Here is a 14,308-nt window from a genome sequence, read left to right on the forward strand (position 1 = left end):
ATCATGTCAGCTAAAGAAGTTAGATTTTCGCGCGATGCCCGTGAGGGGATTACCCGGGGCGTCGACATCCTCGCCAATGCCGTGCGGGTGACGCTGGGGCCGAAGGGGCGAAACGTGCTGCTGAGCAAGAGCTACGGCGCGCCCCGAATCACGAAGGACGGAGTCGCTGTCGCCAAGGAAATCGAGCTCAGCGACAAGTTCGAGAATATGGGCGCGCAGATGCTGCGCGTGGTCGCCTCGCGAACGCACGACCATGCCGGGGACGGCACGACGACAGCCACCGTGCTCGCTCAGGCGATGGTGCGCGAGGGAATGAAGTCCGTTGCCGCCGGCGTCAGTCCGATGGACCTCAAGCGGGGCATCGATCTGGCCGTCACCCGGGTGGTGGAGGATCTGAAAGCGCGTTCCAAGCCGGTCGCGAACAATAACGAGATCGCCCAGATCGGGATCATCTCGGCTAACGGCGACGAAATCGTCGGTCGCAAGATCTCCGAAGCCATGGAAAAGGTCGGCAAGGAAGGGGTGATCACCGTCGAGGAGGCCACCGGCATCGAATTCGAGCTCGACGTGGTGGAAGGCATGCAGTTCGATCGAGGCTTTCTGTCGCCTTATTTCGTCACCAACGCGGAGCGGATGCAGGTGGAGCTCAGCGATCCCTACATCCTCTTGTTCGAGAGGAAGCTCTCCAACCTGCAGTCGATCCTGCCGGTGCTGGAAGCCATCGTCCAGACGGGCCGGCCGCTGCTCATCATCGCGGAAGATATCGAGGGAGAGGCTCTCGCCACCCTGGTCGTCAACAAGCTTCGGGGCGGCCTCAAGGTCGCCGCCGTGAAGGCGCCGGGCTTCGGCGACCGCCGCAAGACGATGCTGGAGGACATTGGAGTCATCACCGGCGGCCAGATGATCTCCGACGATCTCGGCATCAAGCTCGAAAATGTGACGCTCGACATGCTGGGTTCGGCCAAGCGGGTCACGATCGACAAGGAGAGCACCACCATCGTCGACGGAGCCGGATCCGCTGAAAGCATCAAGGCCCGTGCCGATGCGATACGCGGGCAGATCGAGCGCTCCGACAGCGAATATGATATGGAAAAGCTTCAGGAGCGCCTCGCCAAGCTTTCCGGCGGCGTGGCCGTGATCAAGGTCGGCGGCTCCTCGGAAGTGGAAGTGAAGGAACGCAAGGACCGGGTCGACGACGCGCTCCACGCCACACGCGCGGCCGTCGTGGAAGGCATCGTCCCAGGCGGCGGCACCGCTCTCCTCTATGCCTCAAGGGCGCTCGAAAATCTGAAGGGCGCCAATGCCGATCAGACGCGCGGCATCGATATCGTCCGAAAGTCGCTTCAGGCGCCGCTGCGCCAGATCGCCGAGAATGCAGGGTATGACGGCGCGGTCGTCGCCGCCAAGCTAATCGACGGCAACAATCAGAATCTTGGCTTCAATGCACAGTCCGAGACGTATGAGGATCTCGTCCAGTCCGGTGTGATCGATCCCACCAAGGTGGTGCGCTCCGCCTTGCAGGATGCCGCATCGGTTGCTGGACTCATCATCACAACCGAAGCTGCGATAGCCGAGTTGCCTGAAAGCAGTTCGGATCATCCAGCCATGCCAGCTGGCATGGCTGGTATGGGAGGCATGGGCTTCTAAGCGGGAAGAAGGATGCAGCCGGTGTCGAGATGAAGTTGTATGGCAGCATACAAGAGAACCTGGTGTCGGCCGTCCGGAGTGCTCGCAGATTGCGCAAGCACCCCGTTCACACCGACACTCTGAAGCATTGGGACGATCTGCTCCATTATGCGCGGCGGGAACTTGCGTCCGGGACAGCCGACCGGCCATTGATCGAGCCGCTTGTTACCGAACTCGACGCTGAGATCGCCAGCCGGGCACGCTAAGCATCTGCGTGTCACTTCCATTCGTCCCCGCGCGCACCAAGGCTCCTGTCGATCGACAATCGTCCTCTAAGCCTCGGCAGCCGTGCGCTTCGCATGAGTAGGCTACGTGCCGTACGCGGAGAAGAATGAGCTCTGGCGCTATGCCTGGCACTCCGCCTCGAAGCCGCTGCGCGACGCGTTGCTCTACCAGCACCTGAAGGAAATGCTGCCGCCGTTGGGTATCGCGGTATTTGCGTATGACCGGGGTGGCAGTGGGCACTCGGGCGGAAGATAGCGGACACAGCCCAGTTACGTCAGATCCTTCAGTTGAGCGGCTTGCCGAAGACGACCAGTTGCTCAACCTCGTCAAAACCGGCGGCGGCATGCCAACCCCTGCTTGCTTCATTGTCGGGACTTGTATCCGATCCAAGCCAACGCAAGCCTTCCGCTCGCGCCCATTCTTCCACTGCGGCAAGCAGTGCCCGTGCGACCCCTGAGTGACGAGCTTTGGGTTCGACCCACAAATCTTCGACATACGCCGCGCGGAGATCAGGGGATCCCTCAGCATAGTTGCGCACACGCGCATCTATAAGCCCCACCGGGACGCCACTGGCATCGAATGCGAGGAAGCCGACGTAAGGCTCATTCAGTGCCACCAGGTCACGCAGTTCGCGCAGAAAATCAGCCTCGGACTGCCCGCTGTGCAGGCAGGTAAGCATGCGCGCCCAGATTGGGTAGTCCGGTTCGGCGGCGGCCCTGACCGCCAGCGGATGCAGCCTTCGCTGCTGGTCGGTTTCAGTCATGGGCCACTTGTGCAGCTTCCTTGGTCGATCAGCAATCGGCGCAAGAGCGCCGCGGCGACGAACGCCTGTTTCCGGTAGAGAGCAAGCATCGCGGGCGATGTGACGAACGGTTTGCGAATTCGTTCAGCGACTCCAAGGTCTCTTCGAAGCGGTGCTCGGCTTCGGCAAAGCGCTGAAAGCGAACTCGTTCAACGAGGATCTCGGAAGGTGTGGGCTGCCCGGTGAGCAGAGCCATCACCTCTTCGATAAACTGCTCGAGCGGTTGGCGGCTTCCCTGCCCTGGTGTGAGGGTTGTCTGCACAGCGGGTGGAACAACCTCAATCACCTCGATCTTGCCCTTCAGCGCCGGCCAGCAAATCCTTCAATAGGCGCAGGCGTTGTCCGGCACGCCTTCCTGGCGCACCCATTGATAAGCCTCAACCGTTTCGCCGCGGGGCTGGTACTCCACTTCGAACGTGCGCTCGCCGCGCCTGATCTGCAGTGTGAGGTAGGCGTCCTGTTCACCCTGAATTGCGTCTTGCCCGACCGGCTTCAATATCTCATCGCCATTAAGCAGACCCGCCCGCGCCGCCGCCAAACCGGCGATGAGGCCGCGCACAATACGCGGATTTTCCGTCAGCACCTTCGGCTCGAATCCGAGCTGATAGCGACGAAGCGGCCTGGTCGCCCTTTCAAAGCAGGGTCCGAACGCGCCGGAATCGGGAAGCATGACAGCGCCGCCAAGCATCGCCTCGAAATCGGCCACGGCATCTGGCCCGCTCCGTCGGCCACCTCCTTCATGACCTCATCGCCGCCACATATGTGCATCGGCGCGCAAGCGGATGGTCGAACGCCCGGCTCGGAACGGGTTTAAAGGGAGCCTGAGCGTACCCTATATTTTTCGGCCTAAAATCTTCTGTCCTTCAGGGCGTGCGGGTTCGAGTCCCGCCGTCCGCGCCAGCTTTTTTCAGGCCGCCCCGGAAGGAGGGGTGGTCTTGACCGCTGTCCACTCGCAGCGGCTGAGACTGATCGGATCGAGGAACATTCCGCCCATGCGGCCGCCGATCTGCCAACGCACCTGGGCGCGCACGGCACCGATGCCGGGAACATCCAGCGCGACATAGCTGCCGATCCCGACCGGGTCGGCGCATTCCGCCATGAAGCCGCGTTGCGAGACATCGCGGATGCGGACCTCGACGCTGTACCAATCGCCGTGGCGGATGCTGGCCGTGGCCTGCACCTTGGTTCGCTTGGCGTGGCGTTCGCGATAATAGCTAGGCAGTTCCCGATCAGACTTCATCTGCACGTCCCCGTCACCTTCGGTGCTACACCGGATCGATGAAAGACCCGTAAATGTCGATCGATCGGACGAGGCGAACGGCCCTAATAATCGCTCCGGCGATGCGTTATCGAACGAAGCAATGGCGATTCGGTCACCTATGATGCGCACCGTGGTCGCCGGCGCCCTGCTCTGGATCGCCGGCTGCTCGGAGCCGGAAAGCGGTCCGATCGCGGTGAGCGCGATCGGCGACCCGCCCAGCCTCGTCAATCCCAACCTGAAACGGCTCGATCCGGCGTCGGCCTTCCTCATCGAGGCGGCTGCCCAGGGGCTGGTCCAGTTCGACGCCACCGGGCAGGTCCAGCCGGCGCTGGCGCAGAGCTGGATCGTGTCGGATGACGGCCTTCGATACACGTTTCGTCTCGTCCGCACCGAATGGGCGAACGGGGAGCCCGTCACGGCCGAGCAGGTCACGGAGCGGCTCCAGGCGGCGATAAGCCGCGCCAGCAGCAACGACCTCAAGGTCCAGCTGGGCGTGATCGACGAGATCGAGGCAATGACCGACGACGTGCTGGAAATCAGCCTCAAATCGCCGCGCCCGAACTTCCTCCAGCTGCTCGCCCAGCCGGAACTGGGCATCATGCTGGACGACGGCGGCACCGGGCCATTCAACCTGTCGCCTCAGGAAGATGGCGCCATTCTGCTCAGCGAGCATGACGAGAATGAGGAGGAAGACGGAGCCGGGTCACACGGGCCGCCCATCCTCCTTCGCGGCGAGCCGGCGGCGCGGGCGATCGCGCGCTTCCGGCAGGGTCGTTCCGATCTCGTGGTGGGTGGCAGGATCGGCGACCTCCCGATCGCGCGCGCCGCGGAACCCGGCGCGGCGGCGCTCCGCTTCGACCCCGTGGGCGGCCTGTTCGGCCTCACCTTCACGAGCCGGGAAGGACCCGTCGCCGATCCCGCCGTGCGCCGCGCTTTGAGCATGGCGGTCGACCGGACCGACCTGGTCGCGGCCCTCGGCGTGCCGGAGCTTCAGCCCCGCGCGTCGATCCTGCCGTCGGGCCTGGACGAGCTGCCACAGCCGGCGCAGCCCGACTGGGCGGCGAGCCCCCTGCCGATGCGGCGGGAGCAGGCCGCGCAAGCGATTGCGGAAGCCTTCGAAGGGGAACCGCCGACGCTGCGCGTGGCGATGCCGGAGGGTCCCGGTTACCGCCTCGTTTTCGCTCATCTTCGGCGGGACTGGCGGGCGATCGGCATCAATGCCGAACGGGTGGGGCTTCGGGAGGATGCTGACCTGCGCCTCATCGACCGGGTCGCGCCTGCCATGCTGGCCGGCTGGTACCTGCGTCACTTCAGTTGTGAGGCGAGCGTCATCTGCAGCGCGGAAGCGGATGCACTGCTCGAGGCCGCCCGGACCGAGCAGGCTATGGCGGAAAGGCGAACCCTGCTCGCCCAGGCGGATCGCCTGCTTACCGATGCGACGGCTTTCATTCCCCTCACCGCCCCGGTGCGCTGGTCGCTGGTTTCGCCGCGCCTGAGCGGCTTCCAGGTGAACCCCTTCAGCCGCCACCTCCCGGGCACGCTCGTTGTATTGGAACCCTAGACGCCCCAGCTTGGAAACGCAGCATGGAGGGAAGCGAGTGCCGACGCCGCAGGAACAGTTCGAAGCCTTCGCCAGTCAGCTGCCGGTCGGGCGCGATCCCAAATCGGTGCGTCGCCGGCTGGAGGCGATGGAGGCGGTGCTCGAACGAATGTTCGTCGTGCCCGGCATCAATCGTCCCATCGGGCTCGATTCGATCCTCGGCCTCGTCCCGGTACTGGGCGACATCGTCACCGCCTCAATGGGCGCCTGGCTGGTATGGGAGGCGCGGAACCTCGGCATGTCGAAATTCCAGGTCGCCCGCATGGCCGGCAATGTCGGCATCGACACGCTTTTGGGCGCGGTGCCGCTGGTGGGCGACCTGTTCGACTTCGTCTTCCGCTCGAACAGCCGTAACCTTAGGATCATCAAGCGATACCTGGACAAGCACCACCCTTCCACCATGACCGTCGAAGGAGAGGTCGTCGCGACGCCGGGATCCCGCCGCTAGATCACTCCTCGCCCTCGACCAGCACCCGGTTGAGGAAGGCGGTCAGCAACGCAGCCCGCTTCGCGTCCTCGGCATGATCCGCGCCGACCGAGTGGCCGCCCTCCATATATTCGTGGAAATAGATGGGGTTTCCATATTCCTCGAACCGCGCCGCCATCTTGCGGGCGTGGCCGGGGTGAACACGGTCGTCGAGCGTCGAGGAATAGAAGAAGACCGGCGGGTAATCCACGCCCTCCTCGATGTTCTGATAGGGCGAATATTTCGACATGAACGCCCAATGCTCGAGATTGTCCGGGTCGCCATATTCGCCGACCCAGGACGCACCCGCCAGCAGCTTGTCGTAGCGCTTCATGTCGCCGAGCGGCGAGCCCGAGATGACGGCACCGTAGAGATCGGGCCGCTGGTTCACCGCCGCGCCGACCAGCACGCCGCCGTTGGAGCGACCGGAGATGGCGATCTTGCCCGCCTGGCTAACGCCGGTGCTGACCAGATGCTCCGCCACCGCGTGGAGATCGTCGAAGCTGCGCTGGCGGTTCTCCAGCAGAGCGGCCTCGTGCCAGGCAGGGCCATATTCGCCGCCGCCACGAATATTGGCGAGCACATAGGCATTGCCTTCCTCGACCCAGAACAGGCCGAGCGGGCCAGCGCGATAGGGCTGCTCGGTGAGGTAAGTCGGCGTTTGCGCGGCGCGGAAACCGCCATAGGCATGGATCAGCGCGGGAACCGCTCCTTCCACGGCCTTCTTTCGAACCAGGAAATAGGGGATGCGGGTGCCGTCCCTGGAGGTCGCGAAACGCTGCTCGACGGTGAACTGGCTCGCGTCGAACTTGGGCGGAAGCGCCTGCACCACGCGCGGCATCGACCCCGAGGTGACCGCATAGAGCGCCGGCGGGTTCAGCATCCCCTCGACCGTGGCGAAGGCGAGATCGGCTTCGCTGGCGGTGTCCAGGAGGTGCACGGTCATGTTGGGTTCCAGCGCGACCGGGCTGCTGGTCCAGCTCCCTTCCTCGCCGACCGTGAGCGCGAAGAGCTTGCCGGAAACGTCGTCCAGCGCCTTCACCCACAGCACATTATCGGACGCGGCGACTTCCTCGATCGCCTGACTTTTGGTCGGCGCCGTCACCAACTCCGGCGTCGTGGCACGTCCGGCGGCGATGTCGGCGAGCGAGTAAGCGACGATCGCCCCTGCGGGAAGCGTCTCGCCGCCCTCCACGGCCAGCGGCGAGTTGAGGCTGGCGATCAGCCGCCCGTCGAACACGTCGCGGAAGTCGGCGTCCTCCGGGAGCGGTGTCTGGATGAGCTTGTCCGGGCCCTGATAGAGCCACAGCTCGCCGGTCCAGAACGTCTCACCCTTGTTGAGGAAGGTCCAGCGCCTGTCGTCGTCCATGACCGAGAAGGGCGAGACGCTGACATCGGTCTTGGCGCCCTCCATCACCGTTGACGCCTGGGCGAGCGGCGTGCCGCGCTTCCACAGCTTGGCGATGCGGCCATAGCCGGACGTCGTCAGGCTTTCCGGGCCATAATCGGTGACGACGAGCAGGCTGTTCTCGTCGACCCAGTCGACATTTGTCTTGGCCTCCGGGAGGGTGAAGCCGCCCTCGACGAACTGGCCGGTCGTGATGTCGAACTCGCGCACGACGTCGGCATCGGTGCCGCCCGGGCTCAGAGAGACGAGGCAGCGCGTATATTCGGGCGCGAGGCAGTTGGCCCCGTGCCACACCCAACTCTTGCCCTCCTGCTTCCCCAGAGCGTCGACATCGATCAGCACCCGCCATTCGGGTTTGCCCGCGACGTAGGATTCGAGGGAGGCGATCCGCCACAGCCCGCGTGGGTTCTGCGCGTCGCGCCACAGGTTCGTGACCTCGTCGTCCAGCACATCCTCCGGCGCCGCGATCTGCTGCTCATCGTCGAGGATCGCCCTGGCGCGCTTCCGATACTCCTCGTAGCGCGGCATCTTGGTGAGAGCTGCCTCGGCCTCGGCGTTCCATTCCTTCACCTGCGTCAGAGCGCGCTCGCCCTGTATCTCCTCAAGCCAGAGATAAGGGTCGTCGGCCGGCGGCGCAGCAGCAACGGTAAACAGCAACACGGCGACAGGAAGGATCGGACGAAACAAGCGCATCTCCCAATTTTCTAAGGTTTTGCCGAAGGCTAGAGGCTGGAAACGGGCCTGTCACTACCGGAGAACACGCAGCGAGGCCTCGAAGGCGCGCACCTTTTCCCGGATTTCGTCCAGCGCTGGCCCGGCAAGCGCCACCTCGGCCTGCTCTTCCAGCAGCTTCGCCTCCCGCGCCAGCACGGCGCGGCGCTCCGGCAATTCACAACCTTCCACGGCCGAAGCCAACATTTCGATAAAGACCTTGGCGGCGAGCGGGTTGCCGGCGGCGGACAGGCGGATGCCGCCGAACCCGCGCGCGACGAAATGCGAAAAATCGTCCTCGCGCGGCCGCACGCGCATCGCGTCATAATCTTCCTGCTCCGGACCTCGACAGAGGTTTCGCCCGGCGAGGCTGGCGGTGGCGGCGCCGACCCAGTGAAGGCTGGTGATCGCGGTGAACGGATCGTTGATCGCCGGCGACAAAGCACGGAGCGCGATCTCGACCAGCTCGTCGAACAGATATTCGAGATCCTGCGTCGGAGTCCGCGCCGCGCCGACGGCGAAGGCGCCACGAAGTTCCGCGCTCAACTCGCCGTCCGGATCGGCGCCGACCACGTGCAGCAGGACCATCGGGGGATGAATGAAATCGCCGGTGCGCACCTTGAGGCTTATCGTGGCGTCCACTGCGCGGGCGATGTCGTCCAGTCGGTCGAAGTCGATTATCTCGACATAACCGGTCGCGGTCGCCGCTACCGGCTTGCCGCCCGCGCCCTTGGACGGAGAGCGGGCGCCGTTCGCCTTTGGAAAACGTTCTTCGATATCCCTCAGCAGCCGTCTGCCGATCCCCGCCAGCACACTGTTGATGCGGATGCTCGCCGGGATGTGGTGAAGGAAATAGACCAGCACCGCGACCGAAAGCAGGAGAAGCGCGACGGCGATCAGCAATGATATCTGCGGAACGAAGCCGGGGAGATAGGTTGCGGCCGCATCTGCCGCGGTCGCCGGCACCTCGTCCTCGGCGCGCACCACCCGGAGTACCATTAGGCCGTAGACGAAGGTGGCGACGAAGACCCCGAGTGAAAGCTGGTTGCCCCGATCGGTCATGAAATTGGTGAGGAGGCGCGGCCCGTAGGTGCCGGATGCGTATACGACGGCCGCGATGGTGATGGCGAAGACCGTCGAGGCGACGCCGATCATCGAGCTGGAGATGACCGTCAGCAGGCTGCGGGCGCCGTCGGGGCGCGTCACCTGCACCCAGCCGAGATCTGTCAGCCACTGGGCGCCGCCGTTGCGGTCGATGTAGATGGTGGCGAAGGACAAGACCAGCGCCGTCAGTGTCAACAAGGTGGGAATGAACCAGTAGCTGGCGTTGAGGCTCAGCCAGAATTTGCGGAGACTGGTCTGCACCCGAGCCTAGCCGGCAGCGAAGATCGGGCGGCCGACATCGCCCTGTCCCACCGTGCGCCCGGCCATCTCGAGCATGCGATCGAGCGATTTCTTGGCGGCGAGACGCAGCTCCTCGTCCATCTCGATGCGCGGCGTGAGGTCGCGCAGCGAGATGTAGAGCTTCTCCATCGTGTTGAGCGCCATATACGGACACATGTTGCAGTTGCAGTTGCCGTCCGCGCCGGGGGCGCCGATGAAGGTCTTATGCGGCGCCGTCTTCTCCATCTGGTGGATGATGTGCGGTTCGGTGGCGACGATCAGCGTCTGATCGGGCGAGCGCAGCGCATAATCGAGGATGCTCGACGTGGAGCCGACATGGTCGGCATGGTCGAGGATGTGCGGCGGGCATTCCGGATGCGCGAGCACCGGGGCGCCGGGATGCTGGGCCTTGAGCTTCAGCAGTTCGGTTTCCGAGAACGCCTCGTGGACGATGCACACGCCCGGCCAGAGTAGCATGTCACGGCCGGTCTTGCGCGAGAGATAGCCGCCCAGATGTCGGTCGGGACCGAAGATGATCTTCTGGTCCTTCGGTATCTGGTCGAGAATGATTTCGGCGGAAGAGCTGGTGACGATGATGTCGGAGAGCGCCTTCACCGCCGCCGAGCAGTTGATGTAGGTAAGCGCGATATGGTCCGGATGGGCTTCGCGGAACGCCTTGAACTGGTCGGGTGGGCAGGAATCCTCGAGGCTGCAGCCGGCATCCATGTCCGGCAGGACGACGATTTTTTGCGGCGACAATATCTTCGCCGTCTCGGCCATGAAGCGCACGCCGCAGAAGGCGATGACGTCAGCATCGGTCGCCTCCGCCTTGCGGCTCAGATCGAGGCTGTCGCCGACGAAATCGGCGAGGTCCTGGATTTCCGGCTTCTGGTAATAATGCGCGAGGATGACGGCGTTGCGCTCCTTGCGCAGCCGGTCGATCTCCGCCCGGAGGTCCAGGCCCTTCAAGCTTAGATTGGGTGCGTTCATGCTCTTCCCGTCCGATGGGAGCGCCTCAGCGCTCCGCCTGCCTTTCGCCTAGCACATCCTCGACCCGACGCGATCTGTCCATCTGAGATGGATCGCGGCTTCCCGCCTCGTCGGCAAACTGCGTCACTACCGTCGCCTCGACCCCCGCGGCCCTCAGCGGCATGGCGAAACTGCGTTCCACTGCCGCCTTGGCCGCATCGCGCGCCATGCGCATCGTCACCGGCGCCTTGGCCTGCTCCAGCAGGCTCTGCTGTCCGCGGCGGCGATTGGCCATGTCGAGGGTCTGTTCGGCATTGCTCAGCGCCATCAGAACGCCGCCGCCGGAATATTCCTGCACCTCGGTTAGATCGATCTCCGGACCCGAAATTTCAATGGCCGGGAGGGTGACGGTGAGGGTCGAATTAGCCGCATTCCAGTCGAGATCCTGCTCGCCCATCCGGGCGAGGTCGAGCTCGTATCTGACCGTGCCCGGCATGATCAGCGTCTTCTGCGCCTGAAGTCCGTAGCGGCTTTCGGTCGAGGTCACGACCGTCACGAAGCGGGCGACGAAGGGCGTCAGCCGCGCCTGCTCCCGCACCGACTGGAGGCTGGCCGACGCGATCGTTTGAGCATCGGGTCCGCGATCAAACAGCGTCGAGACGCGCGCCACGCCCATGAACAACGCCCCGACGATGAGCCCCACCACGAGCGCGACGATAATTCCGGCTCGCTTCACGCGGCGAGGCTCCATAGCTCGCCCTCCTGGCGGACGAGGCCGCGCGCTTCGAGGTCAATAAGATGGGCGAGTACCGAGCGGCCGGCGGCCGGATGGAGGCGCGGATCGATGCCCTTGTACATTTGATCGACCATCGCCGGGATGTGCCCTTCTCCTGCCTTCAATCGCCGCAATATCTGCCCCTCGCGCTGGCGGCGGTGACCGATCAACCCGCGCACCAGACGGCGCGGGTGGTCCACCGCCGGCCCATGGGCGGGATAGTAAATGGCATCGTCGCGGGCGAGCAGCTTGTCGAGGCTGGCCATGTAGGCGGTCATGTCGCCGTCCGGCGGCGAGACAACGGTCGTGGACCAGCCCATCACATGGTCGCCGGTGAACAGCGCGCCCGTTTCGCGGAGCGCCAGGCACAGGTGATTGGATGTGTGCCCGGGCGTCGCGACGGCTTCGAGCGTCCAGCCATCGCCGCGCAACGTCTCGCCGTCGCCGAGGACTCGATCCGGCACATAGTCGAAATCGAAGGCGGCGTCGGCGCGCGGTCCCTCGTCCGGGATCGCTAGCGCCGCGCAGCCGATGATGGGGGCCCCGGTTGCCGCCTGAAGCGGCCGGCTGGCGGGGCTGTGGTCGCGGTGGGTGTGCGTGCAGACGATCGCCGCGATCCTCTCCCCCTCCAGCGCGCCGATCAAGGTTTCGATATGTTCGGGAAGATCGGGGCCGGGATCGATGACGGCGACTTCGCCCCGGCCGACGATATAGGTCTGGGTGCCGCTAAAGGTGAAAGGCGATGGATTGGGCGCGAGAAGCCGCCGCACGAGCAGCCCCGCATCCTCGACGATCCCTGTCGGCCAGTCTTCCATGGACCGCATGTGGCATCGCCGCCGCCCAAAGGGAAGAAGCGGCGGGCTGGATCAGTGGCGATCGCTCTCTTTCTGCCACTTCTCGGCTTCGTGCAGGGCGCGCTTCCGCTCCCGCTCGGCGTCGCGCAGGGCGTGCTGGCGTTCCCTCTGCGCCTCGCGCAGAGCCTCCCGCCGTTCCCGGTGCGCCTCGCGGAGAGCTTCCTGGCGATCCAGGTTCGCCTCGCGCAGGTCGGCCCGGGCTTCTGCCAGCGAACGCGCGATTTCGGCGCGGTCGATGTGAACCGCCGCCATTTCCGCGCGCGCTTCGGCGATCGACGCCTTGATCTCGGCGCGGTCCTCGGCGCTGAGCCGGACATGTGGCATGTCGACCACGACCGAAGCCATGGGCGCCGACATGGCGGCAAACCGGACCTTGTCCATATCGATCGCGGCGAGGCTCGCCTCGGCCTCGGCCATCGCCTCATGCACATCTCTCATGTCGATGGCCTCGACCGCCGCTTCGGCCTCGGCCACGGCGCTGGCGATTTCGGCTTCGTCGATGGCGGCGACGGCCGCCTCGGCCGCTGCGACCGCTTCGCCGTTCATGGCCGCCACGACCTCGGGATCGTTCATCACCGTCTCGACCCTCGTGCGTGCCCGTTCGGTCACACGGCTGACGATGGCGCGCGCCTCGGGATCGTCCACCACCTTGCCATTCTCACAAACGAGCGCCCCGTCGCGGCCACGCAGCGAAATGCCCTGGCCGTCGGACGTATCGCCGCATTTCTCGCGGATCGTCGCTTCCTCCGCCGCCGTGATCAGAGCGCCGTCGCGCTCCATCGCCTCGACGACGACTTCGCCGAGATCATCGTCGCGCTGGGCGAAACCGGGGCTGCTCAGCGCCAGGCCGCCCGTGGCAAGGATGGCGACGGCCGTAACGCCGCCCAGAGTGCGCGCTCTGCTGGCGCGATGGGATTTCATCAATTTCAGTCTCCGCTTCAATAGGTCGGCGCGGTTCAGCGGGCAGGCTGCGACCAGGCCGGGGCGGCTCGCGGCTTTGACGAGGGCGCTGGCATAGTCGTGGCGCCGATCGGGGGATTTGCGGGCGATCGCGGCATCGCAGGCCAGTTCCTGGTCGGCGCGGAAGGCGCGGAAGGCGCGGAAGGCGAAATGGGCGATGGGATTGAACCAGTTGAGCGCCAGCACGCCCAAGGCGGCCATGTTCCACCAGAGATCGCCCCGGCGATGGTGGATCAGCTCATGCTCCAGCGCGAGACGCTGCTCGGCCGGGCTGTAGCGCCAGTTGAACAGTGGCGGCACGACGATGCGCTTGTCCAACACGCCAATCGCCACGGGACCGTCCACGGCCTCGCTCTCTATGACGCGGACGCCGCCGAACTTCTCGGGATCGCCCTTGCGTGGGCTGGAACCGATGCTGAGCAGGAAGGCGCTGTAGGCCGACTGGTGCCAGATCAGGAATGCGACCGCGCCGCCGGCCCATAGCGCGAGCAGGATGGACACCCACTGCCCGGGTCCGGCATCCACCGGCAGCGGCGCGGCCGCGGCCCTCTCCACCGCGGGGAGAACCACGGTGATCGAGGGAACGGAAACCGGCGTTGAAAGCGAAGGCATGTGCGGCATCACCAGCCGCAGCGCCGGCAGCAGCCACAGCGCATAGGCCCAGGTCGCGCCGAAAAGCCGCGCGACCGGCGTGCGCACGGCAAGCACGAGCAGCATCAGGAGCGTGCTGCCGATGATGGCGTCGAAGGCCCAGGCAATCATGATTTGAGCTCCTTCAAAAGAGCTTCGATCTCGGCGATGTCTTCGTCGGTGAGGCTGTCGCGTTCGGCGAGGTGCGCGACCAATGGGCTGACGCTGCCGCCGAACATGCGGTCCAGCAACCGGCGCGACTCGCGGGCCACGAAATCGTCGCGGGCGATGGCGGGACGATAGAGATAGCGCCGCCCGTCCTCTTCATGAACAAGCGCGCCCTTGGCGAGGAGGCGGGAGAGCATGGTCTTGACGGTGCGGATGCTCCAGCCGCGCTCCGGGTCGATCCGGTCGGCGACTTCCTGGGCGCCCAGCGGCGCCTGGCGCCACAGCACCTCCATAACCGCATGTTCCGCGTCTGAAATGCGTTCGGTCATCGGCGCCCTCCAACCCAAGGATTACAGCTGTAGTCTCACAAGATTACAGACGTAGTCAATACGCAAAGCGACGAAACCCGA

The 14,308-nt window shown here is 65.1% G+C and carries 14 protein-coding genes and 1 tRNA gene; 5 read left to right on the plus strand and 10 right to left on the minus strand.

From position 1 onward, the window contains the following. The first annotated feature begins 3 nt into the window (after window positions 1-3). Both groL and VIR62_RS06775 read left to right on the plus strand, forming a co-directional pair. A complete protein-coding gene (gene groL / locus VIR62_RS06770) occupies window positions 4-1,647 on the plus strand; it encodes a chaperonin GroEL (protein ID WP_431869802.1) in 1,644 nt (547 codons plus the stop codon). An 89-nt stretch (window positions 1,648-1,736) separates the two neighbouring features. Then, window positions 1,737-1,892 carry a hypothetical protein gene (locus VIR62_RS06775; RefSeq protein WP_431869803.1) on the plus strand — a complete coding sequence of 52 codons (156 nt, stop codon included), beginning with the start codon at window positions 1,737-1,739 and terminating at the stop codon, window positions 1,890-1,892. Window positions 1,893-2,194: 302 nt separating this feature from the next. Here VIR62_RS06775 and VIR62_RS06780 read toward each other — a convergent pair whose 3' ends face one another. Together VIR62_RS06780 and VIR62_RS06785 are read right to left on the minus strand one after the other, a co-directional pair. Beyond that, a complete protein-coding gene (locus VIR62_RS06780) occupies window positions 2,195-2,674 on the minus strand; it encodes a GNAT family N-acetyltransferase (protein WP_431869805.1) in 480 nt (159 codons plus the stop codon). A gap of 361 nt (window positions 2,675-3,035) precedes the next feature. Then, complete coding sequence (locus tag VIR62_RS06785) at window positions 3,036-3,419, minus strand: hypothetical protein (protein WP_431869807.1); 384 nt, start codon at window positions 3,417-3,419, stop codon at window positions 3,036-3,038. A 72-nt stretch (window positions 3,420-3,491) separates the two neighbouring features. On the opposite strand from VIR62_RS06785, the gene VIR62_RS06790 reads away from it, so the two are divergent. Then, window positions 3,492-3,613 (plus strand) — tRNA-OTHER (locus VIR62_RS06790). 7 nt (window positions 3,614-3,620) lie between these two features. On the opposite strand, the gene VIR62_RS06795 is transcribed toward VIR62_RS06790, so the two are convergent. Next, window positions 3,621-3,953 (minus strand): PilZ domain-containing protein, encoded by a 333-nt coding sequence (locus VIR62_RS06795; RefSeq protein WP_431869808.1) that lies wholly within the window; start codon window positions 3,951-3,953, stop codon window positions 3,621-3,623. 139 nt (window positions 3,954-4,092) lie between these two features. Here VIR62_RS06795 and VIR62_RS06800 point away from each other — a divergent pair, with 139 nt between their 5' ends. After that, a complete protein-coding gene (locus tag VIR62_RS06800) occupies window positions 4,093-5,535 on the plus strand; it encodes an ABC transporter substrate-binding protein (protein ID WP_431869810.1) in 1,443 nt (480 codons plus the stop codon). A 37-nt stretch (window positions 5,536-5,572) separates the two neighbouring features. After that, window positions 5,573-6,022 (plus strand): DUF4112 domain-containing protein, encoded by a 450-nt coding sequence (locus VIR62_RS06805; protein ID WP_431869812.1) that lies wholly within the window; start codon window positions 5,573-5,575, stop codon window positions 6,020-6,022. A gap of 1 nt (window position 6,023) precedes the next feature. Here VIR62_RS06805 and VIR62_RS06810 read toward each other — a convergent pair whose 3' ends face one another. Genes VIR62_RS06810 through VIR62_RS06840 form a run of 7 tightly spaced genes read right to left on the minus strand, consistent with a single transcriptional unit; the run spans window position 6,024 to window position 14,227 of the window. Further along, window positions 6,024-8,135: a prolyl oligopeptidase family serine peptidase gene (locus VIR62_RS06810; RefSeq protein WP_431869813.1), complete on the minus strand. Its 2,112-nt coding sequence runs from the start codon at window positions 8,133-8,135 to the stop codon at window positions 6,024-6,026. A 60-nt stretch (window positions 8,136-8,195) separates the two neighbouring features. Further along, window positions 8,196-9,524, minus strand: a complete 1,329-nt coding sequence (locus VIR62_RS06815; protein ID WP_431869815.1) for a DUF2254 domain-containing protein — start codon at window positions 9,522-9,524, stop codon at window positions 8,196-8,198. Between the two features lie 6 nt (window positions 9,525-9,530). Beyond that, a complete protein-coding gene (gene nadA / locus VIR62_RS06820) occupies window positions 9,531-10,532 on the minus strand; it encodes a quinolinate synthase NadA (protein WP_431869817.1) in 1,002 nt (333 codons plus the stop codon). A 25-nt stretch (window positions 10,533-10,557) separates the two neighbouring features. Next, window positions 10,558-11,247 carry a DUF4230 domain-containing protein gene (locus tag VIR62_RS06825; protein WP_431869819.1) on the minus strand — a complete coding sequence of 230 codons (690 nt, stop codon included), beginning with the start codon at window positions 11,245-11,247 and terminating at the stop codon, window positions 10,558-10,560. After that, on the minus strand, window positions 11,244-12,110 hold the full coding sequence (locus VIR62_RS06830) for an MBL fold metallo-hydrolase (protein ID WP_431869821.1): 867 nt from the start codon (window positions 12,108-12,110) through the stop codon (window positions 11,244-11,246). The genes VIR62_RS06825 and VIR62_RS06830 overlap by 4 nt, the downstream gene beginning before the upstream one ends. 42 nt (window positions 12,111-12,152) lie before the next feature. Then, entirely contained in the window at window positions 12,153-13,862 is a 1,710-nt protein-coding gene (locus VIR62_RS06835) for a M56 family metallopeptidase (protein WP_431869823.1), read from the minus strand. After that, a complete protein-coding gene (locus tag VIR62_RS06840) occupies window positions 13,859-14,227 on the minus strand; it encodes a BlaI/MecI/CopY family transcriptional regulator (protein WP_431869825.1) in 369 nt (122 codons plus the stop codon). The genes VIR62_RS06835 and VIR62_RS06840 overlap by 4 nt, the downstream gene beginning before the upstream one ends. Window positions 14,228-14,308 lie beyond the last annotated feature (81 nt).

Source organism: Allosphingosinicella sp. (genome assembly GCF_036570505.1).
Classification (GTDB): domain Bacteria; phylum Pseudomonadota; class Alphaproteobacteria; order Sphingomonadales; family Sphingomonadaceae; genus Allosphingosinicella.